Source organism: Haloferula sp. BvORR071, assembly GCF_000739615.1.
In the GTDB taxonomy this organism is placed as follows: Bacteria; Verrucomicrobiota; Verrucomicrobiia; order Verrucomicrobiales; family Akkermansiaceae; genus Haloferula.
Genome location: NZ_BATP01000057.1, coordinates 113,618 through 134,874 on the forward strand (window position 1 = coordinate 113,618; position 21,257 = coordinate 134,874).

The 21,257-nt window shown below is 61.8% G+C and carries 21 protein-coding genes; 4 read left to right on the top strand and 17 right to left on the bottom strand.

All coding sequences use genetic code 11. The features are described from left to right. From BV071_RS27900 to BV071_RS27920, 5 genes are all read right to left on the bottom strand, one after another. Positions 1-405 carry a DMT family protein gene (locus tag BV071_RS27900; protein ID WP_265594996.1) on the bottom strand — a complete coding sequence of 135 codons (405 nt, stop codon included), beginning with the start codon at positions 403-405 and terminating at the stop codon, positions 1-3. A gap of 31 nt (positions 406-436) precedes the next feature. Beyond that, positions 437-2,317 carry a matrixin family metalloprotease gene (locus BV071_RS27905; RefSeq protein ID WP_035614467.1) on the bottom strand — a complete coding sequence of 627 codons (1,881 nt, stop codon included), beginning with the start codon at positions 2,315-2,317 and terminating at the stop codon, positions 437-439. Positions 2,318-2,587: 270 nt separating this feature from the next. Next, a complete protein-coding gene (locus BV071_RS27910; protein ID WP_081886279.1) occupies positions 2,588-3,628 on the bottom strand; it encodes a DUF4105 domain-containing protein in 1,041 nt (346 codons plus the stop codon). Further along, the gene (locus tag BV071_RS27915; RefSeq protein WP_075091023.1) at positions 3,583-4,536 is read right to left on the bottom strand and encodes a DMT family transporter; all 954 of its coding nucleotides are present in this window, start codon (positions 4,534-4,536) and stop codon (positions 3,583-3,585) included. The genes BV071_RS27910 and BV071_RS27915 overlap by 46 nt, the downstream gene beginning before the upstream one ends. A gap of 22 nt (positions 4,537-4,558) precedes the next feature. Then, the gene (locus BV071_RS27920; protein WP_052573971.1) at positions 4,559-5,095 is read right to left on the bottom strand and encodes a Uma2 family endonuclease; all 537 of its coding nucleotides are present in this window, start codon (positions 5,093-5,095) and stop codon (positions 4,559-4,561) included. A 92-nt stretch (positions 5,096-5,187) separates the two neighbouring features. On the opposite strand from BV071_RS27920, the gene BV071_RS27925 reads away from it, so the two are divergent. After that, entirely contained in the window at positions 5,188-5,451 is a 264-nt protein-coding gene (locus tag BV071_RS27925; protein ID WP_035614471.1) for a hypothetical protein, read from the top strand. Here the strand turns inward: BV071_RS27925 and BV071_RS33855 are convergent. Next, positions 5,432-6,331 (bottom strand): GNAT family N-acetyltransferase, encoded by a 900-nt coding sequence (locus BV071_RS33855; RefSeq protein ID WP_052573972.1) that lies wholly within the window; start codon positions 6,329-6,331, stop codon positions 5,432-5,434. The genes BV071_RS27925 and BV071_RS33855 overlap by 20 nt on opposite strands. Positions 6,332-6,349: 18 nt before the next feature. Further along, positions 6,350-7,207: a carbon-nitrogen hydrolase gene (locus BV071_RS27935; RefSeq protein ID WP_035614472.1), complete on the bottom strand. Its 858-nt coding sequence runs from the start codon at positions 7,205-7,207 to the stop codon at positions 6,350-6,352. An 86-nt stretch (positions 7,208-7,293) separates the two neighbouring features. Here BV071_RS27935 and BV071_RS27940 point away from each other — a divergent pair, with 86 nt between their 5' ends. Beyond that, a complete protein-coding gene (locus BV071_RS27940; RefSeq protein ID WP_081886280.1) occupies positions 7,294-8,097 on the top strand; it encodes a protein-L-isoaspartate(D-aspartate) O-methyltransferase in 804 nt (267 codons plus the stop codon). Between the two features lie 77 nt (positions 8,098-8,174). Here the strand turns inward: BV071_RS27940 and BV071_RS27945 are convergent, their stop codons facing one another. The 10 genes from BV071_RS27945 to BV071_RS27990 all read right to left on the bottom strand — a co-directional run bounded on the left by BV071_RS27945 (position 8,175) and on the right by BV071_RS27990 (position 19,499). Then, positions 8,175-9,098 (bottom strand): DUF2167 domain-containing protein, encoded by a 924-nt coding sequence (locus BV071_RS27945; RefSeq protein ID WP_035614474.1) that lies wholly within the window; start codon positions 9,096-9,098, stop codon positions 8,175-8,177. Positions 9,099-9,210: 112 nt separating this feature from the next. Then, positions 9,211-10,185, bottom strand: coding sequence for a D-2-hydroxyacid dehydrogenase (locus BV071_RS27950; RefSeq protein ID WP_035614476.1), 975 nt, complete (start codon positions 10,183-10,185; stop codon positions 9,211-9,213). A gap of 95 nt (positions 10,186-10,280) precedes the next feature. After that, positions 10,281-12,317, bottom strand: coding sequence for an ATP-dependent helicase (locus tag BV071_RS27955; RefSeq protein WP_035614479.1), 2,037 nt, complete (start codon positions 12,315-12,317; stop codon positions 10,281-10,283). 162 nt (positions 12,318-12,479) lie between these two features. After that, entirely contained in the window at positions 12,480-13,184 is a 705-nt protein-coding gene (locus BV071_RS27960) for an ABC transporter ATP-binding protein (protein ID WP_035614481.1), read from the bottom strand. Then, positions 13,177-13,971, bottom strand: coding sequence for an ABC transporter ATP-binding protein (locus BV071_RS27965; protein WP_052573974.1), 795 nt, complete (start codon positions 13,969-13,971; stop codon positions 13,177-13,179). Before BV071_RS27965 ends, BV071_RS27960 begins: the two co-directional genes overlap by 8 nt. Further along, positions 13,968-14,939 carry a branched-chain amino acid ABC transporter permease gene (locus BV071_RS27970; protein ID WP_081886281.1) on the bottom strand — a complete coding sequence of 324 codons (972 nt, stop codon included), beginning with the start codon at positions 14,937-14,939 and terminating at the stop codon, positions 13,968-13,970. The genes BV071_RS27965 and BV071_RS27970 overlap by 4 nt, the downstream gene beginning before the upstream one ends. Next, the gene (locus BV071_RS27975) at positions 14,939-15,856 is read right to left on the bottom strand and encodes a branched-chain amino acid ABC transporter permease (RefSeq protein WP_035614483.1); all 918 of its coding nucleotides are present in this window, start codon (positions 15,854-15,856) and stop codon (positions 14,939-14,941) included. The genes BV071_RS27970 and BV071_RS27975 overlap by 1 nt, the downstream gene beginning before the upstream one ends. A gap of 64 nt (positions 15,857-15,920) precedes the next feature. Beyond that, positions 15,921-17,063, bottom strand: coding sequence for an ABC transporter substrate-binding protein (locus tag BV071_RS27980; protein ID WP_052573993.1), 1,143 nt, complete (start codon positions 17,061-17,063; stop codon positions 15,921-15,923). Positions 17,064-17,282: 219 nt separating this feature from the next. Beyond that, on the bottom strand, positions 17,283-18,080 hold the full coding sequence (locus BV071_RS27985; RefSeq protein WP_035614484.1) for a hypothetical protein: 798 nt from the start codon (positions 18,078-18,080) through the stop codon (positions 17,283-17,285). A gap of 60 nt (positions 18,081-18,140) precedes the next feature. After that, entirely contained in the window at positions 18,141-19,499 is a 1,359-nt protein-coding gene (locus BV071_RS27990; RefSeq protein WP_035614486.1) for a nucleotide pyrophosphatase/phosphodiesterase family protein, read from the bottom strand. 112 nt (positions 19,500-19,611) lie between these two features. Here BV071_RS27990 and BV071_RS27995 point away from each other — a divergent pair, with 112 nt between their 5' ends. Both BV071_RS27995 and BV071_RS28000 read left to right on the top strand, forming a co-directional pair. Next, on the top strand, positions 19,612-20,271 hold the full coding sequence (locus tag BV071_RS27995) for a hypothetical protein (protein WP_035614488.1): 660 nt from the start codon (positions 19,612-19,614) through the stop codon (positions 20,269-20,271). Between the two features lie 58 nt (positions 20,272-20,329). Continuing rightward, positions 20,330-21,184 carry a phosphodiester glycosidase family protein gene (locus BV071_RS28000; RefSeq protein WP_265594997.1) on the top strand — a complete coding sequence of 285 codons (855 nt, stop codon included), beginning with the start codon at positions 20,330-20,332 and terminating at the stop codon, positions 21,182-21,184. Positions 21,185-21,257: the final 73 nt, after the last annotated feature.

The window sequence follows — 21,257 nt, forward strand, 5'->3', positions numbered from 1 at the left end:
CTACTCGATGTTCTCCACGGCGGCAGTAGTCTCCTTGGCCGCATCCGCCTTCTTCCCCGGCAGCCCATCCCGCACGATGAAGAACACCGCACCCGCCATGCACAGCGCGGCGAAGACGTAATTCCAGCTCAGCTTTTCCTTCAGGTAGAAGATCGCGAAGGGCGCGAAGACGCAGAGCGTGATCACCTCCTGGATGATCTTCAGCTGCGCTCCGCTGAGGCCGCCGGTGTAGCCGATCCGGTTTGCCGGCACCTGCAGCAGGTACTCGAAGAGCGCGATGCCCCAAGATATTAGCGCGGCGATGATCCAGGGCTTGTCCTTCAAATCCTTCAGGTGGGCATACCACGCGAAGGTCATGAAGATGTTCGAGCAGGTCAGGAGCGCGATCGTTTTCAGCAAAGTCACGCGCTCCCGATAAGCCCGGAATGGCTTCAGATCAAGGCAGCGGGATCACACGGTAGACCTTCATCTTCGAATCCTCGCTCGGCGGCGTCGCGTCCAAGGTGATGGGCAAGGGCACGGCGGAAGCTGTGCAGGTAATGCACCGGGTCGTCCAGGTGCGGAGATCCGTGCTCTCTTGGAGCTGGAGAGTGGCGAAGCGCGAGGGCGTGACGGTCACCTTCGACTGTGCCGGGTCGTAACTCACCCATTGGGCGGGACTGCCCCCGTCCAAGGGATTGGAGCCCAAGTTGTATTCCTCCCGGTTGTTCAGGCCATCGCCGTCGGGATCGGAGAGCGGGTGACTGGGGTCACCTTCTGCTACTGCGTTGATATTGCCGAAGTAAGTGGTTAGCCAGTTATTCGGCAGGCCATCTGTGGGCTTCGAGTCGGTGTCGATCTGAATCACCGTGCAGCGTGCCGCCCGGCTCAGGTTGGTGCCGTCGCTGACTTGGAAGTAGGCCAAGCTGCGGAAACTGCCGGCTTCGATCTGGGCATCGGTGAGTCGTGCTGCGCCGAGGAAGCCGGCGGGCGTGTAGACAAGTTGGCTGCCGGAGAGCGACCACTTCGTGACATCGGAGGCCCAAGGCATCGAGGGCGTCAGCGTGTCGCCCTGGAGGTCAATTCCGCTCGTTTCAATCCGGTTCACGCCGAGGGCCACCGGCAGATCGCCCGAGCCGCTGTCAGATACCGCCGGCATGTAGCGGTCCGCCACGTAGGGCGGGGTGTTCGTGGTCGGATATCCGAAGGCAATCCGGTCCTGGTCGTAGACGGTGAGCGCCGCGCCCCGGCCGTCGTTGGCCGCCGAGTAGTACATCGTCGCGTTCTTGAGGATCGCGTTTGGTTCAGACGGATTTTCGCTGGAATGCGCGAGTCCCAAGGCGTGACCCAGCTCGTGGGTTAGCACTTGCTTGAAGTTCGCAATGTCGTTCATGAAGGCCGTATTGTGCTCCAGCACAACGTAAGCGTTCAGGCGTTCCTGGAAGCCCTGGCCGGCCACCGTGCCGCCTTGCCGGACATTGGCGTTAGTGGTGAAGTAGCCGCCACCGATGCCGATCGCCGGCGAATTCACCACGCCGTAGCTATCGTGAAGCTGGATCCGCAGCACGCCGTCGTAGGTCGTCACCGAGTCGGCGGATTTGCCGAAGGATGCGGTGCCGACATAGCGGAACTTCACCGAAGAAGCCGCCGTCCAGACACCCAGTGCCTCGCTCACGGCGTCGAGTGCGCCTTGCGAGTTCATCCCCGGAGGAAGCTTCGCGGGATCGATATCCACCACATAGGGGATCGGGAGGCCGCCGTCGCAGATCGTGAAACGGGAAGGATAGCCGCCGTCCTCGGAGTAGCCGGTGGCCGTCACCACGGAGCCGGGGACCCCGGAAGTCCCTTGGTCGCGGCCGACGCTGAGATCGCTGGTCGCGACCGGCATTCTCCCGCTCGCGCCGTTTTGGAAGTAGTTCCGCAGCGCTTTCTTCTGCACCGGTGTGCCGCGGTTGAGGCGGGTCTCGAAGGGGACCGGTGCCCAGGATTCATCGGCTCCCTGGCGTAAGTGCAGGATGTAGTCCTCGCCGATCGTGAGATCCAGGTTCAGCGAAGAGATTTCCACGACTTCACCGCGGCGTCCGCCGGGCGTGCGGAAGTCCAATTGGGCTGGTGCCTCACCCTTGAGCGTTGCATTGAGCTGCGCCGTGTAGTGGGTGAAGATTCGCCCCGATGTAGCATCGGTCACGTCCTCGCGGGAGGTGATCCGGTATTCGCCGATCGCTTGCGCTTCGGCATGTTGCGTCGCGGCATCGTGGGCGGCGCAACAGCCTGCATGTAGGGACGGCACGGAGATGGCGGCCAAGAGGCCGCCAAGGACAAGGGCATGGACCTTCATAGGGAGGTGGGTGGGTGTGACAGCCCGCCATGAAGATCATAAATTTAAAATTAATGAAACCGTAAAATCGGTTTTTGAAAATATTGCAGGGTTGTAAATAAGTGACTTAGTGCAAAATCGGACGCGATGATGCGCTTTGCAAGAAAGTGCAACCAGCCCCTGTGCGGAGGCTGAAAATGCGAAGGATAAGAATAAAGATAGAACCAAGGATGTTGAGGAAGGCTGTTAGCCATCAACTATCCGCAATAATCCTTGGAAGCGCCGGAGCTCCTATTCCCCCGGCACCCCTTCGCGGATCTTCTTCGAAAAATCCGGATCGTCCTGCGCTTCCATCGCCCGCGCATCCACGTGGCCCTTCTCCTTCAACTCGGCGAGGGGCATGTCCTTCACGGCGAAGGCACCTTTCTCTGCGAACATCTCATCCAACTTGCCGTTCAGAAGCAGCCGCCAGTCGGGGATAGTCTTCTTTTTCATGTGCACCTGCGAGCGCACCGCGGTGGTGCAGTTGGCGGAGAGGACATTGTAGAAGCGCGGGTGCCCGGCGAGCTGTTGTACCTGACCCACGTATTCGAGGAAGCGCTCGCGCGCCTGGTCCGGCGGCGTGCTCAGGCGGAAGAGGTAGGCGTCCTCATCCTTGCGGATGTTCGTCCGCACGCGGACGAAGTCGCGCTCGTCGCCGACGAGATAGCTCAGTTCGTAGAGCTTGTACAAACCGCCGAGCGTGGAGTAGACCTCACCCTTCTCGCGGCGCGTCTCGATCGAGAAGGCGACATGGCCCTCATCGCCGAAGTCGAAGCTGAAGATGGGATGCGCAATCAGCGGGGAGCCCCAGTAATTCAGGAAAAAGTCGATCCCGCGCAGCTTGGAAAGATGGACCGTCCGCGTCTCCCAGCGCTCGGTGACGCTCTCGTCCAAGCCGTAGTCGAAGTTGCGGAAGTTCGTGAAGGTCACGGCGTCGCCCTCCACGATGGCATTCGCGGTGCGGGCGTATTCGGGCGCCCAATCGCGGTTGTTGGAGGGCTTCTTGAAGCACCAGGGCGCAATCACGGCGGCGATGCAGACGGCGAGACCGAGGCAGCGGCGCGAGCGCAGGCGGAAAGCGACCAGCGCGGTCAGCACAAGCCAGACGCAGGCGATCACCAGATTGCCGGTGCCGGGAAAGGGCCCGTCGAAGTAAATCGCGCCGAAGCACCAGAGGATGACCAGCAGCAGGATCAGACGGAAGATCCAGCGGGTGAGGGTGCAGAGGAAGCAGCCGCGTTTCTTCACGGAGCAGGTGCTATCGCTGGAGGATGTGGAGGGCGCTTCCATTGCATCAAGATGTTCGCTGCGAGGATCAAGGAGCCTCCGAAAACCAGAGGCCTTGTAAAGGATTCGTTCGGATAGGGGTGTCCCACCATCTGCCCCAGCAGCGCCGGCAGGAAGAGGACGAAGAGTGCGGTGAACACCGGCTCCGTGGTGTAGATCAGCCCGGCCTCCGCGGCCGGCACCTTGGGCTGCCAGCTATTCATCAGGCCATAGGCCCCCACCGAACACAGAAGGGCCAGGGCCAGCACCAGAATGAAGGCCGGCCACGAAGCACCCGCTGCAAGCAGCGCCGACGGATGGGGGGCCAGCGCCAGGCTAACAGGCAGGAACATCACCGCGATCCACACGCTCATCGCAAAGGTAACGACCAGACCGCGGTTGTCCTCATACTTCGGGTTCTCCAAGGTCAGGATCTGGAAGGTGAAGATAAAGGCCGCGGCCAGCGTGGCGAGTTCACCATCGCCAATCTTGAGGTTGCTGGGAGTGATCTTGGATAGGATCGCGCCGCCGACCACCACCATCAGCGTGGCGATCAGAATCCGCGGCGAAGGGGCGCTGCGGGTCCGCACGCAGGCGATCAACGGCAGGATCACACAGTAGGCCTGCGTCAGGAATGCGGAAGTGGAGGCTTCTGTCCGCGTGAGCCCCCAAGCCTGCAGGGCCATTCCGAGCCCACCCCACAAGGCCAGCCACGCACCTTGGGCAATCTCCTTCTTGGTCGGCCGCTGATGCAGCAGCAAAGGAGCCATAAGGAGCGCCGCCAGCCCGAAGCGCGCCATCTGCAGCCAGGCCGCGAGGAAGGGCTTCGAGATATCCCCGAGTCGTGCCGAGACTTCAAAATCGAGCGACTTTACAATCGGGAAGCTCAATCCCCACAAGGCACAGGCGACTATCAGGAAGAATACGGGCATGGCGCGGGGCCGCCAGCCTTGCTTACTCGACCGTTACTGGGAAGTCCGGACAGAGGCGGGATTTTACCGCAGCGTTTTCGGGCTCTTCCTTCATGAAGAAGAACATCCGCCCCCTTCCGTCGCAGAACCAAACTTCCTCCGCGCCCGCTCCGAAGAGCAGGCCGCGCTTTTCTTCCATTTCGGCACGGGTGTTGCCGGAGGAGAGGACCTCCACGCAGATCTCAGGTGCGATGATGAGGACGTTCTCCTTGAGGGCCTGCATTGCGCGGGAATCGGAGATCCAGACGGCATCCACACCCCGCACGCCGCCGGAGGTGGAAACTGGGCACTCCGGCAAAGCCCGACCACCGCTTTTCTTCAAAAGCAGAGCTAGTATGGCCCCTTGGCGCGAAGAGTGGCTGAAACCGGGAGGAGGGCTCATGAGAATATGTCCGTGGGCATCGGACTCGATCCTGCCCTCAACCTTGGAGAGTTGCGGATCGGCGCAGATCTCCTTCCAGCGCGCCAAGTTGAAGGCGTGCCTGTCGCGGATTTCCGGGAGATCCAAGGTCACCGTCATTTGCCTGCATGCTAACCGGTCGTTGATGACCCCGCAATGCCGCTCTTCAGATTCGCTTTTGACACTCCGGAAACCGCGCCTACCGGTGCGACATGGCTACCACTACCCCTGTCACCAACAACTCCTTCAGCCTCCCTTCGATCATTGCCGTCGTCGCGGCCATCTGGAGCTTCTTTGCCTCCGCGATGGGTGGCTTGGTCCTCGCATTGATCGCGATCGTCTTCGGGATCCTCGGCGTCGTCATCTCGCTCTCACCCGCGAAGCGCGGCGGCGTCGCCAGCACCTTCGGCATCTTTGCCGGCGGCCTTGGCATCGTCGCGGCCCTGATCAAGGGCATCATGTGGCTGATGAGCTAGTGACGGCGGCCTGAGCATCTTCCGCGTGCTCCATCAGGAAATGGGTCTCGCTCTCATTGCTCACGCGGAAGCCCAAGCGCTCATACAGCGTTCGTGCTGGATTCACTTTTAGGACCTGTAGCCTGGCGGCGAATCCGCGGGCCTTGGCTCTCGCGACAAACTCTGCGACGAGAATGCTGCCGATCCCTCGCTTCTGCCATGCCGGAGTGATCTGAATGTTGCGAAGATAGAGGTGATCCTCGTTTTCCTTCACGGTGATTGCCCCGAGGGGCTTGCCGTCGACCGTGAGGATCTCCATGTCGCGAGTCTCGTAGAAGCGCCGGAAATTCTCTTCCTGCCAGAGGTTCTCCCAGCCCCAGGTCTGCTCGATGTAGTCGCGCATGGTGAGGACATGAAGATCCCACAAGAAGCCGAGGTCGTCTTCCGTTGCGCCACGGCACTGGAAACCTTTGGGAAGCTTGCCCCACTCCATCAGCAGATAGGTACGGCCGTCCGACATTCCATGTCCGGTCACGACCCAGCCGAGGCGCCGGTAAAAACCAAGCGCAGCGGTATTCTCCGCGACACACTTCAAGCGCAAGGGAGCCTTTCGCCTTTCCTGCAGATCCTCTAGTAGTGCCCGGCCTGCTCCTTTGCCCCGCTGCCGGCTCGCGATGAAGAGATGATGAACGAAGTTCTCCGGCTCCCACACCGAGAGGAAGCCCGCGAGCTCGCCATGCTCGTCCTCGGCGATATGGATCGTTTCGCTCTCAGTCTGCTCCGCGAAGTCCTCTAGACGGAAGCTTTCGGCATCCTCCCAAGTGAAAGTATCGCGGCGCGCTTGCAGGAAGACCTCCGCAAGCACCGGATGATCCTCTGCACGCGCGGCGCGGATTTTCATGTCGATGAACGATGCCGCTCAGCTCCGCCAACGCTTCGTCAGCTCTCCATACGCATCGATCCGGCGGTCACGGAAGAAGGGCCAGATCCGCCGGAAGTCCTCTACCTTCTTGAAGTCGAGATCGTGATAGAGGATTTCCTCTTGGTCGGTGGAGGCCTTGGCCACCAGTTCGCCATAGGGATTCGCCACGAAGGAGCGGCCCCAAAATTCGGTATTCCCTTCGGTGCCTACCCGGTTCACTGCCGCGAGATAGCAGCCGTTCGCCACGGCGTGGCCGCGCTGCACCGTTTCCCAAGCGCAATGCTGGGCATCGCCCAAGGTCGGCTTCTCCTCCGGCAACCAGCCGATCGCGGTGGGGTAGACCAGCACTTCCGCCCCGCCGAGGGCCATCAGCCGCGCCGCTTCCGGGTACCATTGGTCCCAGCAAATCAGCACGCCGAGCTTGCCGAAGCGGGTGTTCCACACCGGCCAGCCGGTATCGCCGGGGGTGAAGTAGAATTTTTCCTCGAAGGCCGGGTCCTGCGGAATGTGGCTCTTGCGGTAGAGTCCCAGAAGAGAGCCATCCGCATCGTGGATCGAGGCGGTATTGTGATACAAACCAGCGCCGCGGTGCTCGAAGAGCGAGGATACCAGCACGATGCCCAATTCCCGCGCGAGATTTCCCAGCCGGTCGGTGACCGGACCGGGCAGGGGATCCGCCAGATCGAAAAGCGCAGGGTCTTCGACCGTGCAAAAATACGGGGTCAGGAACAGCTCCTGCGTCACCACGATCTGCGCGCCACCGGAGGCGGCCTTGCGGATCAGGGCTTCATGATGGTCAAAGGATTCGGCCTTGGTGGCGAATCCCTTCGACTGGAGGAGGGCGAGGCGTGGCATGCCGCTAAGGAATGTCAGGACCCCGCCGTGGGCAAGGCAGGAAAGGAAGCGGTGGCGTGACCTGCCGACAGGCGTATCGTGCCCGGATGAGAGCTTTCACATTCAGACTGGCCGCGGCCATCGGATTGGTAGGTTCCGCGTGTGGGCAGGAGCCGGCGGCCGCTCCTGTGGGACCGGATGCCGGTGCCATTCCCGATGCTGAGACGGCCACTCCTCCGGCCGCGCCCCAAGGCCCTACATTCGTTGAGCCGGCTGCCTTGACCACCGCCCGCGCCCGAATGGTCATCGAGCAGATCCAGCGTCGCGGGGTGAATGATTCCCGGGTGCTGACGGCGATGCGCGACATCCCGCGGCACGAATTCATGCCTCCGGACGTCCGCGATACTGCCTATGACGACCGGGCAATCGCGGTCGGCTACGGGCAGACGATTTCCCAGCCCTACATCGTCGCCTTCATGACCCAGGAGCTGGGACTAAAGCCAGAGAGCCGCGTGCTCGAGATCGGCACCGGCACCGGCTACCAGACTGCGGTGCTGGCGGAGCTGGTGAAGGAAGTTTACACCATCGAGATCGTCGAGCCGCTCGGCAGGCAGGCTGCGGAAACGCTGGGCCGCCTCGGCTACCGGAACGTCCACACTCGCCTCGGCGATGGCTACCGCGGCTGGCAGGAGGCCGGCCCCTTCGATGCGATCATCGTTACCTGTGCGCCTCACGCCATTCCGCCGCCCTTAGTTGAGCAGTTGGCGGAAGGCGGCACCATGATCATCCCGGTGGGTCCGCAGGGTGAACCGCAGAATCTCGTGCTGCTCAAGAAGAGCGGCGGCAGGATGGAGGAGCGCAAGCTCCTGCCCGTTGTCTTCGTGCCGATGACCGGCGAAGCGAAGGAGTGAGTATCCTCAATGGCCGGATGGTCTTCGCGACGGCAGCGGGAAATCACTGCCATCGCGAATAACGGCGCCGCGGTCAATCAAGCCTGGCTCTTGCGGCCGAAGAGCTTCTTGAGCCCCGCCGCCACTGCGGCGATGGCCACGATCACGAGCTTCTTGGCCGCCACTAGGATGCTGCCGAGCTTCGCGAATAGGCCGAGCTTGGATGCGACTACTCCTCCGAGCACCAGGCCAGCGAGTGAATACTCCGCCTTCTTGTCGGTGCTCTCGTTGAAGTCTGCGTAACGATGGCCGTCGTTGAACTTCGCCATCGAGACGATCGCGGGAGTTGCCTTTTCCACATCGCTTACGCGGCTCATGCTGGCCACGCCATTCAGGGATAGCACCCCGCGGCGACCGAGCACGCGCACGTCATAGTTGAGCGTGCCTTCGCTGCTATCGGCGAATTGAATATTCTTGGCCCAGTAGAGCACCTTCTTGTCCTTGTCGTAGCGCGGAGGCACGGCCCAGCCCTTCAGCTCAATCGTGGGATAGCCGCTGGAAGTGCGCTGCTTGTTGCTCTCGCGGGTGCCTTCCTTGAGCTGGGAGAGCAGGTCGTTGTAGTCGATTTTGTCCGCATCCTTGTCCGAGATGTAGCCATCATCATCAAAGGTGACGACAATGGCCCAGGAATCCGGCGTGCTGAGATCTTCTCCGGCCGGAACCACCATGCCGAGCAGATCGGAGGCCTTTTCCGGCGGGTTGCCCCACAGGTCCACGATCACTTTTTTCGCGTCCTTCGGATTGAGGTAGCGGTAGCCCTTCGGCAGTTCCAAATGGGCCACGCCGCCGGGAAGCTCCGCGCTACCCTCCTGATACTTCACATTGCCGATGACCTTCGACATGTGCTCCTCGATCGCGGCCTTGACTTCCGCTTCGCTCGGCTCTTTGCCTCCAGCGGCGGGTTCTTGGGCGAATAGGGCGGTCGTGAGAAACAACAGAGGTAGGGCAGGCAAGAAACGCATGAACTCATCATGCCTTGCCTGGTCCTATATTCACAAGCTCAATCCGGCTCTCTGTATGATATCCCCGGCGATATCTTTACGGAGCCTCGTAATTTTGCGTGGCAATAGCTGCCTACATCACCCGGTTTACCAAGGATTCGCCCTTCAGATAGCGGCTGAAATTATCGAGGAAATGCTGGATCAGCACCCGGCTCTCTCCGCCCTGTCCTCCGGCAGTGTGCGGGGTGATGAAGCAGTTGCTGCAGCCCCAGAGGGCATGGCTGTCCGGCAGCGGCTCGGGATCGGTGACGTCCAGCCAAGCCGCGCCGAGATGGCCGGAAGTGAGGGCCACCGCGAGTGCATCTTGGTCCACGGTGGTACCCCGGCCAATGTTGTAGAAAACCGTGCCCGGCTTCATCGTGGCGAAGCGGGCGGCATTGAACCAGTGGCGCGAGGCGGCATTGTCCGGCAGGATATTCATCACGTGATCCGCGCTGGCGAGGACGGCATCGACTTCATCGAGGCTGACGGTCGGCACTTTTTCATCGCCACGCACGGAGCGCCGCACCGCCGTGATTTTCATGCGGAAGGGAGTGAGCAGCTCGACCAGGCGCTCGCCGATCGCACCGTAGCCGACGATGGCCAGCGACTGCCCCTGCAAGAGGCGGCTGTTCTGGCGGAGGGTCAGCCATTCCGGTGAACCGTTCGGCGTGCGGGTAGCCAAGTTTTGGGGAAGCTGGCGGGCATTTGCCAGCATGAAGGACATGGCGTGCTCGGCGCAGGCATCGTCATAGACATGGGAACTGTTCGTCACCGGAACGCCCTTTTCCTTCATGGCTGCGCGGAACTCGGCCGTGTCGTAGCGGGTGAATCCGGCCGTGCTGACTTGCAGCCACTTCAGCTTCGGGGATGAGATCGCTGCATCGGTCCGCGGCTGGCCGAGCACGATATCCGCCTCCTGCATCAGCGGATCGGTCGGAATGTCCGAAAGCACCGAGGCCCCGGTCGGCGCGGGCACCAGCAGCTCGTGGGGAGCGATGGATTCTCGCAGCCAGTCGATCAATTCCGGCGAGGTCTGCAGATCCGTGAATACCTTCAGCGTGGACATGCACGGAGCTTCGGCAGGCAGTGGGGGAGGGTGCAAGCGTGTTGCGGGTCGCGCAGGGGAATCCTCGCCCCATCCTGCTATCCGGGATGCACCCGTCAAAACGGATCATCCGGATTGCCCCACTCGGGCCGGATCTTCCATTCCTCCACCAGATTCCGCGGGAAATCGTCCAGGAAGCGCGAGGGGCGTTGGATGATATCGCCCGTATAGGACTTCGGGTTGATGAACGGATAGGTGAGATACAGCTCATCCTTTGCCCGCGTGATCGCCACGTAGAAAAGCCGCCGCTCTTCCTCCAGTTGGTCGGCATCGTCGGACTCCAGGATCCGCCCGTTCGGGAACTGTCCGTCGGTCAACCAGATCACGAAGACCACCTTCCACTCCAGCCCTTTCGCCTGGTGGATCGAGGACAGCATGACCTTCTCGTCGTCCTTCTCCGCCTTATCGCCGGTCGGCTCGCCATCGGCGGAGCTGAGGAGGGAGAGCTGCGAGAGGAATTCGAGCACGTCGTCGAAGTTTCCACCATAGGCCATCAATTGCTCGATGTCGCTACGGCGGTTCTCGTAGTTGTCGTAAGTCGCCTGCAGGTGGTCGTTCAGCATGCCCTCCAACACGCTGAAGACCATCTCGGACGGCCGGGCGAAAATTCCTCCGGGCGTGAGTTCGTCCAGAATGTAGCCGAATTGCTCCCACAGCTTCGCAGCCTTTTTCGGCGGCTTGAGCTTGGACAGCACCTCGCTCCACTCCGGAATCTCATCCAGTTCAGCCCAGCCGCTTGCCAGCCACTCGCTCCACAATTTCTCCGCGTTGCCGGCGCCGATGCCCGGCATCAGCAAGCAGATCCGCTTGAAGCTGGTCTCATCCCGGCGGTTGGTGACGAAGCGCAGGAAGGCCGCGACGTCCTTGATATGCGCCTGCTCGAAGAAGCGCAGGCCGCTGGTAATAGCGAAGGGAATGCCGCGCGAGGTCAACTCAAGCTGCACCTCCAGCGATTGGAAATGCGCCCGGTAGAGCACCGCCATCTCCTCGAGCTCGATGCCCTCGTCGCGAAGTTCCAGCATCCGCTGGGCAATGAAGGCTGCCTGGGTCGCTGGATCTTCCAACGGCACCAGCGCCGGCTTCACGCCGAGCTGCTCGCGGGCCGAGCGCAGGTCCTTGTCGAAGCGCGCACGGTTGGCGCGGATTGCCGCATTCGAGAGATCGAGGATCTCTGGCACGCTGCGGTAGTTGGTCTCGATCTTGTGGACTTGGCAGCCTTCGTGTCGTTTTGGGAAGGACAGGATATTGCCCATGTCCGCGCCGCGCCAGGAGTAGATCGACTGCGCATCATCGCCCACGGCCATGATGCTCGCCCCGCCACCCGCCAGCAGATCGATCAGCTCGCTCTGCACCGCGTTCGTGTCCTGATATTCGTCCACCAGGATGTGCTTGAAGCGTTTGCGGTAGAGGTTGAGCAATTCTTCGTCCTGCTGGAAAAGCCTCAGCGTGAGCACCAGCAGGTCATCGAAGTCCATCGAGTTGGTGTCCTTCTTTCGCTTCGTATACCCGGCTTGGGCGGTGTGGATCTCCTTCTGCCACTCGTCGAAGTAGGGGTAGCGCAGGCGGATCACATCATCGAGCGACTCGCCGGTGTTCTCAACCAAGCTGAAGATCGTAGCCAGCACCTCAGCCTTCGGGAAACGGCGTTGCTTCGTATCGATGTTCAGCGCCGCGATCACGCCGGTAAGCAGCGACTTTTGGTCATCGCGATCGAGGATCGAGAAGGACTTGGTGAAGCCCAGCACCTCCGCATGACGGCGCAGGATCCGGTTGCCGATTGAGTGGAAGGTGCCGCTCCACAGTGCCGAGACATCGTGCGGGACCAAGTGGCGCACGCGCTCGGTCATCTCGCGGGCTGCCTTGTTGGTGAAGGTCAGCAGCAGGATGTTCCGCGCCTCCACCTGCTGATCAAGCAAGTAGGCTACGCGGTAGGTCAGCGTCCGCGTCTTGCCTGATCCGGCACCGGCAATCACCAGCGCCGCGCCGGGAGGAGAGGTGACGGCAGCATACTGCTCATTATTCAGCTCCGCCCGGTAGTCGATCCCCGAGGTGGGTCCGGCCGTTTGCCGGTGCAGGGTGTACTCGCGCGCCATGTGCGGGAGAGCTTCGCGGATTTGGCCGCGGGATCAAGGGAGAGTGCAAAAGTGGCGCGGCCTCTCCAGAGCCGCGAATGGGAAAACTCACCCTAACCCCGTAATCCGGCTGCTCCTAGGGTTCCTGGGCCGCATCCGCAGTTCAGGAGAAGCCGCGCGACCTCAAGCTCCCAAGTAAGCCTCTTGTACCCGCGGATTCGCCTTCAGATCCGCGGACGGCCCCTCCAGCAGGATCGATCCAGTCTCCAAAACGTAGCCGTAGTTGGACACATCCAACGCGAGATTCGCATTCTGCTCTACCAGCAGGATCGTCAGACCCTGCTCGCGGTTGATCTCCACGATCCGCTCGAAAATCGCTTTCACTAGCAGCGGCGCGATCCCCAGCGAGGGCTCGTCCAGCATCAGGAACTTCGGATTTCCCAGCAGCGCCCGGCCAATCGCCAGCATCTGCTGTTCACCGCCGGACATCGTCCCGGCCGCCTGATTCTCGCGCTCCTTGAGCCGTGGGAAAAGATGGAACACGTAATCCATCTGCTTCGCGATCCAAGCCTTGTCCTTCTGCAGGTAAGCACCCATCGCGAGATTTTCCTTCACGGTCAGGTTCGCGAATACCATCCGCCCCTCCGGGACGTGACACAGGCTACGCGAGACGATCTTGTGCGGGGCGAGCCCACTGATGTCCTGGCCATCGTAGCGGATGCTGCCCGTGGATTTCACTAATCCGGAAAGCGCACGCAAGGTGGTGGACTTGCCCGCGCCATTCGCGCCAATCAGAGTGACGATGCTGCCCTTCGGCACATTCAGAGAAACGCCGTGGAGAGCTTTGATCGCCCCGTAGGACACGTGGAGATTTTCAACCTCAAGCATGGTTCGGCTCGATCGGGGTGGCGGCTGCGCCGAGATAGGCTTCGATCACCTTCGGGTTGCACTGGATCTCTTTCGGGGTTCCTTCCGCGATCTTGCGGCCATACTCCAGCACGGCGATGCGTTCGCAGATTCCCATGACGACCTTCATGTCGTGCTCCACCAAGAGCACAGCCAAGCCAAAGCGCTCCTTGATCGAGCGGATGAGATGCATCAAATCCTCCTTTTCGGATGGATTCATTCCCGCGGCCGGTTCGTCGAGCAGTAGCAGCTTCGGCTTGGTCGCCAAGGCTCTCACGATCTCCAGGCGGCGCTGGTCGCCATAGGGCAGAGAGGTCGCCATCTCATCGCGCACTTTGGCCAGATCGAAGATCTCCAGCAACTCAATCGCATCCCTCTCGATCTCCGCTTCACTTTCTTTCCATGCCTTGCCGCGCCACAGCGAACCCAAGAAGTTCTGGGTGTTGTGGAGCTGCTTCGCCACCCGGATGTTATCCAGCACACTGAGCGAGGCAAAGAGGCGGATGTTTTGAAAGGTCCGCGCGATCCCGCGGCCCGCGAGCTTGCTCGGCTTGACGCCAGCGGTCGGCTGTCCGGCGAAGCGGATGCTGCCCGAGGTCGGCTGATAGACCCCGGTGATCATGTTGAAGGCCGTCGTTTTACCAGCTCCGTTCGGGCCGATTAACCCGACCAGCTCGCCTTCGCCGATGGTCGTCGAAAAGTCGCAGACCGCCGTGAGGCCGCCGAACTTGATCGTCACCTGTTCCAGTTCCAGCAGGGGCGAGCTCATGCGGCGGAACGGCGCTTCCGGTTTAGGGTGAAAAGACCGCCCGGGCGCAGCAGCATCAGGAAGATGATCAGCAGGGCATAGACGATCATCCGGTATTCGGAGAACTCGCGGAGCAACTCAGGCATCACGGTCAGGAGAATTGCCGCACAGATCACGCCGACAGTGCGGCCCATTCCGCCGAGGATCACCATCACCACGATCTCGATCGACTTGATCCAGTCGAAGCCGGTGGGGGAGAGGAATTGCTTGTGGTGGGCATACAGACCACCGGCAATGCCCGCGAAAAACGCCCCGGTGACGAAGGCGGTCACCTTGTAGCGGGTGGTGCCGATCCCCGATGACTCGGCCGCGATTTCATCATCATGTACCGCCAGGAAGCCGCGACCGTAGGTCGAGTTCACTAACGCCGTGATGGTGTAGACGGTCACGGCCACCAAGCCGAAGGTCCAGCCGAGGTCAGTGAACTTCGGAATGCCTTTGAGACCACTGGCGGCTCCTACGGCGTCGGTAGTCTGCGCGACTACGCGAATGATCTCCCCGAAGCCAAGGGTGACGATCGCTAAATAGTCGCCGCGCAGGCGCAGCGAGGGGATGCCCACGACCAAGCCTACTAGCGCCGCCAGCAGTCCACCCGCCAGCAGTGAGACCGGGAAGAGCATCTTGGCATTCGGCCCCAGCGTGAGCGATAGCCAAGCCGCGAAGTAGCCGCCCACCGCCATGAAACCAGCGTGGCCAAGACTGAACTGGCCAGTGTGGCCATTGATCAGGTTCAAGCTGACGGCTAGAATGATGGCGATCCCGACATCGATGACGATGCCGAGGTAGTAGCGGTTGAACTCGCCGGAGAACTGCGAAAGTAAAATGGCGATCGCGATCCCCAGGAAGAGCCAGCGCTTGGCACCCGTGAGCAAGGAGAAGCGGGCGGCAACCGGGGCGGGTTTTTCGGCAGGTGGGAGAGGGTCCGGCATCAGACTTTCTCGATGGTGGCACGACCCAGCAGGCCGGCCGGTTTGAAGAGGAGAATCAGGATCAAGATCCCGAAAGCGATGGCATCGCGGTAGTTCGACAGTCCCGGGATACCACCCGCGAAGGTCTCGACGATGCCAATCAAGAGACCGCCAAGCACCGCGCCGGGAAGGTTCCCGATGCCACCGACGACGGCCGCGATGAAGGCACGCAGGCCAGGCTGCACGCCCATCAGCGGCTCGATGCCAGGAGCCTTGATCGAATAAAGGATGCCCGCGATCGCAGCGAGCGCAGAGCCCAGACCGAAGGTGAAGGAGATGATCCGGTTCACCGGCACGCCCATCAGTGAGGCTGCCTGCTGGTTGAAGGAGACCGCACGCATCGCCGTACCGACCTTGGTCTTCTGGACGATGAACCACATGCCGCCCAGAAGCAACGCGGTGACCAACGGGACGATGATGTCATTGCTGCCCATCACCAAGCCGCCAAAATTGAACTGCTTCTCGGGCAGCAGGGTCGGGAAGCGTTTGGTGTCAGAGTTGAAAAGCGCGGGGTTCTGGCAGCTGAACTCGATGAACAGCGAAACCCCGATCGCCGTGATCAGCACTGTAAGCTTGGGCCGCTTGCGCAGCGGCCGGTAAGCCAGGAACTCGATCAGCATGCCGATGCAAGCACAGATCACCGCGGCCAGCGCGATCACCACGATCGCGCCCGCCGCGGATTGCGGGCCCATCACCTTTTCGACCTTCGGTGCGATGTAGAAGGCGGAGAAGGCTCCCAGCATCAGCACATCGCTATGCGCGAAGTTGATGAAGCGGAGCACTCCATACACCATCGTGTAACCGAGGGCGATCAGCGCATAGATCGATCCCAGCCCGATACCGTTGATGAGCTGTTGGACCGTTTGCTGGAAATCCACTGGCGGGAGGAGGCGGGCGGTTGGTGTTTGCTATGCTCGCTAGGTTGCTGCAGTGCCGCCAGGATCAGGGATTGACCGTCGCGGTGTAGGTGAACTTGCCACCGTCGATTTTGATGAAGACCAGCGCCTTCACCGCATCGCGATCGGCATTGAGCGAGAACTTGCCGCTGACGCCCTCGAAGTCCTTGGTAGCGGCGATCGCATCGCGAAGCTTCGGTCCTTCGGTCGTGCCGGCGCGCTTGATCGAGTCAGCCAGCAGCATCGCGGAATCGTAGCCCAGCACCGCCATGGCGTCCGGAACCTTGCCGCCGAAACGCTTCTTATAAGCTTCCACGAAGGCGGTCATCTTCGGCGTGCCTTGGTCAGCGGCGCAGTGGGTGGAGAAGTAGTGGCCGTTCATCGCTTCCTTGCCGATGTCGAGCAGCACCGAGCTCTCCCAGCCGTCGCCGCCGAAGAGCGGGACCGTCAGACCGAGGTCCTTGGCTTGGATCGCGATCAGCGCGACGTCGGTATAGTAGCCCGGGACGAAGACCGCCTGCGGGTTGCCGTTCTTGATCGTGGTAAGCTGAGCCTTGAAGTCCTTGTCACCGCCATTGTAGTCCAGCTCGGTGGTGAGGGTGCCGCCGTTGGCCAGGAACTTCTCCTTGAAGCACTTGGCGAGGCCCTTGCTGTAGTCGCTCTTCACGTCGGTGAGCATCGCCACCTTGGTGGCTTTCAGCGTGCCGGTGGAGAAGTTCGCCAGCGCCGCGCCTTGGAAGGGATCGGTGAAGCAGGCGCGGAAGACGTAATCGCCGGCTTGGGTCACGGATGGATTGGTGGAGGCCGGCGAGATCATCGGGATCTGGCTTTGCTGGCAGATCGGAGCAGCTTCCAGCGAGCGGCTGGAGGCGACCTCGCCCAGGATGGCGACCACGCCGTCCTTCGAAATCAGCTTGTTCACGGCATTCGCGGGCTCACCGGCCTTGGACTGGTCGTCCTCGGTCAGCAGTTCCAGCTTTTTGCCCAGCACGCCACCGGCGGCATTGAGTTCCTCGATCGCCAGCAGAGTGCCTTCGTGGGAGGAGGTGCCAAAGGTGGCCTCCTTGCCCGTCAGCGAGGCGAATTCCCCGACCTTGATCTTGTCACCCCCGCCACCCTTGCAGCCGGTAAATCCAATGGCGGCAATAGCGGCGGCGAAAGCGGGGATGGCAAAATGGCGGCGTTTCATGGGAAGATCGGTGCTTGGTTCGGAAAACCGGAGCAAAACCTAGGAAGCCGACCCGCCGAGCGCAACCGTAAAGCAGGATTCATGCCCCTTCCTGCGCGGGAAGGGGAGGGGGCTTGCCGGGCCGGGCCGGGCTTTCTTCCTGATTTCGACCAGCAGACTTGATCCAGCAGAGCCCGGACAGCGGAACTGCGGGAAGACGCTTGATCCTCGTGGACTCGCTCATTCTCTCGCTTTCGCTCCGGCCCAGAGGATGTGATGGATCGTGATCTCTTTTACTTCCTGCCGGTGGCTTTCCAGCCGAGAAAGCTCCTGGGTCTCGCGCTCGAAGTCGCCCTTGGCATCAACATATACGGCCGCGCCTTTCTCCGGTGCTGCCGGCGGCGTAGGGGATGCTAAGGCTGTGGAGTCTGTCGGAGTTTCCCTCTCACTTTGGTGGATGATCATTCCCGCGCGGATGATCGATGCGAGCAGCTTGCGCTTGTCCTCGACTGTCTCATGCTGGTCTTTGATATCCCTCTCCAAGCGTCGGGTTGCTTGCGCCGAGCGTTCGAAATGATCACGTAGCACCGAGGCCGCGGTATTTGCCAGGCTTGCCGCCATCACCGGTGAGGCATCGCTGGCCCGGACGATCCCGCCCTTGCTGTCGTCACTGAGGGTGACCTCGAGGAGCTTTGCCAAGTGCTGCGCGGTTCGCTCCGCATCCATGGACCACGCTGTTTCCAAGGCGAGCCGCGCGGAGATTTCATCGAGCTGCGGGCGCTCCAAGAGTGCCGCAAGGGCACTCGCCAAATCCGCCGCTGCGACGTTCCCGGAAGTCTCAATCCGCAGGATCGCGCTGGCCTGCACCAGCTCCGGCTGGCGGGAGTCGCGGCGGAGCGCAGTGCCCTCGTTGGCAGTGGCCCCGGGTTCTTCCGCCTTCTGAATCCCGTGCTCCCCGTCCTTCGCTGCGGGCCACAGCAGAAACAGAAGCGCCGCGAAGCAAACCACAATGCCGAGGAAGAGCGACCCACGTCTCATGAAGACATCACGCTGCGCAATGAGATGTCTTCGCGCAAGTCGTAACTTCGCGGCGCAAAGCTAAGCCTCGACTGCCTTCACGATCGCCCCGAACACCTCCTCCGCACAAGTCACTGGCACCGGCGAACCGATCACCAGCGGCTGCTCCCCGGCCTCCACCACATCCCGCCCGTGTGAGCCTTTCACTAATCCAGCATCCAGCGGAATCACATCCAGCAGCCCGCGGAATCCCAGCTTCTTCTTCAGCAGGAATTTCGCGATCTTCAGCTTCGGATTCGCGATCTTGGGATCGATGAAGAGCTCCACCGGATCGTAGCCGGGCTTGCGGTGGATATCCACGCAGCGCGCGTAATCCGGTGCCATCGCATCGTCCTCCCAGAAGTAATAGGTGAACCACGCGTCCGCCGCCGAGATCGCCACCAGATCCCCGGCCCGCTGCGCACCGATCCCGCTGCCCCACATCTCGCCCGCAGTCCGCACCTCGTCGATCCCCGGAGTCTCCTCCAGCACCGAGCGCACCTTTCGCAGCAAAGTACGATTGTTCACGTAGATATGCGCCATTTGGTGGTCGGCTACCGCGAAGACCTTACAGCCGCCCGTGTCCAGCGTCTCGTAGCCGAGCTCTTCCTTTACTTGGATCCAGCCCTGTTTGCGGAAGATCCGGTTCAAGTGAATCGGTCGCGAGACCTTCGAGATTCCGTATTCGGAAAGCACAAGCACCTTCACGCCGCGCGATTCCAAGTAGTCGATCAGCTCACCGGCCACCTTGTCGATCGCCAGCAACTCCGCTGCCATCTCCGGTGCGCCCGGGCCCCACTTCTGCAAGCCGTAGTCCAGATGCGGCAGATACACCAGACTCAGGGTCGGCTTCTCGCGCTCCTCCGTCCACTTCGCGGAGGCTGCGATCCACTCCGAGCAAGCGATCCCCGCACCGGGCCCCCAGAAGCTCGGGAAGGGGAACTCGCCGAGGTCGGCCTTCACCTTCTCCCGCAAGTCCATCGGCTGCGTGTGGATGTCGAAAACCTTCCGTCCGTCCGCCGGATAGAGCGGCCGCGGGGTCATCGCGATGTCCGCGCTGGAATACATGTTGTACCACCAGAACAGCTTCGCGCAGGTGAAGTCCGGATGCTTCTTCCTGAGGTATTCCCACACCTTCTCCCCACGCACCAGATGATTGCTCTGCTTCCAGAAGCGCACCTCGGCGCTTTCCCGGTCATACCAGCCATTCGCCACGATTCCGTGCTCCCTCGGGCTGGTCCCGGTCAGCATGGAAGACTGCGCCGTACAGGTCACCGCCGGAAAAGCCGGCCGGAAGGCCTGCATCCCGTGCTTCTGGGCAAAAGCTGTTAGCCGCGGCATCCCCGGCCCCAGCAGGGAAGGGGAGAGCCCTACCACATTGATCACCGCCACGCGCTGCATGCGCGGAGTGTTCCAGCGGCTCCGGTGGCTGGCAATCCCTTGATGCTGGGGATGCTCCTAAGAATCTTGCTTGAAGCGCCGTTCATGGATCTGACGCCCCCGCGGTGCTCCCATGAAATCCTCCTCCCGCTACGTCCTCGCCTTCTCCCTCGCCCTGCTGCCGGCTTTGGCTTGGCTTGGGCTCGACTCGGCGCGGCGGGTTGTGGTGGAGAGCTGCCCAATTTGTGAGTCCACTTCCCAGCATGAGGAGCACGACTGGTGTTTCTGGGGGCTCAGGGGAAGCAATGACTCCCGGCCCGTGGTCGAAGCCTCGCGGCTCTTCTCCGACTTCCCGGATTTTTGTCCCCATCACCAGTGGTCGCATGTCTCCGCGAAGCTCACTCGTCGGCATGACAGCCCGCTTTTCGAGGCGCGGCTGAGGGAGCGCTTCATCGCGATCGATTTCATGCCGCTGAGCTGTGGAGGCTCCCTTTTTGTCTCCGAAATCCGATCCTACAACGAGGATCCCGAACTCCGCGATCTCCTCCATGAGGCGCTCGATGATGAGCTGGTCACCCGCGATCAGCTCTTTCGGTGGCTGGAGCTTGGTGAGGACGACCCAGCGGAGAGCGGCGCCTTGGAAGACGAGGATGTGACGGCTTTCGACATGCTCGATGCGATGTTTGCCAAGTTCCTCAGCGGGCACCGCGCCGGCTGCTCGCATTGTCCGGCCTATCGGGAGCCGCGGCTCCCTCCACCGCCGCCTTATGAGTTTCCGCGGCCTCGCTTGTAAGCTTGCGAACTCAGTGCCTGTTTAGGCCTCGATGAGATCGATGTTTTACCTTGGGGCGATGACTCTCCTCTCGCTCACGGCCACCAGGGCAGAGGAGGCACCCACCTTCGCCCCGCTCAATCCCGACCAGCCCGCCCCCGCCTGGCAGCCTCTCTATCAAGGCATCGACTACCGCTTCGACGAACTCGCGAAACCCCGCCGCCTTCGCATCCACACCGCCCGCATCGACACCAAGGCGCCCGGCATCCGCTTCTTCTCCACCCCGGACAATGGCGACAAGCCAGCCGAGGTCGATGGCCGCAACACCGTGACCTTCCTCAAGGAGTTCGACCTCGAACTCGCCATCAACGGCACCGGCTTCGCTCCGGTCACCGCGGAGGGCAAGCCGCTCGACGTGATCGGCCTCTCCCTCTCCGAGGGCAAGCTGGTCAGTCCCGCCGACCACGAACGAGGCAATCCCGCCTTCCTCGTGAGCGAGCGCAACGAAGCCCGCATCCTTCCCGCGCCCTTCACCGAGCAAGATCTCGCCGGTGCCCGCACCGCCCTCCAAGGCTGGTCTGGCGAGGACGGCATGCTGCTCGATGATGGCAAGATCGTCACCGGCAACCGCGACCTCCACCCGCGCACCGCCATCGGCCTCTCGCAGGACGCCCGCTATGTCTACCTTCTCGTCGCCGATGGCCGCCAGCAAGGCTTCAGCGAGGGCATCAATCTGGTCGAGCTCGCCGCCTGGATGAAGCAGCAATTGGGCTGTTGGGACGCCATGAACCTCGATGGCGGCGGCTCCAGCACACTCGTCGTGAAGGCCCCGGACGGAAAAGCGCGCATCCTGAACTCCATTCCCGGCGGCGTGCAGCGCAGCGTGGCGAATCACCTCGGTGTCCACGCCTTGCCCTTGCCTGCGGCTCCTTGAAACGCCCCGGACTTCAAAAATTCCGGCCTTCCTGAGCTTTCCTGACACGGAATCTCCAAAAATCCCCGCATCC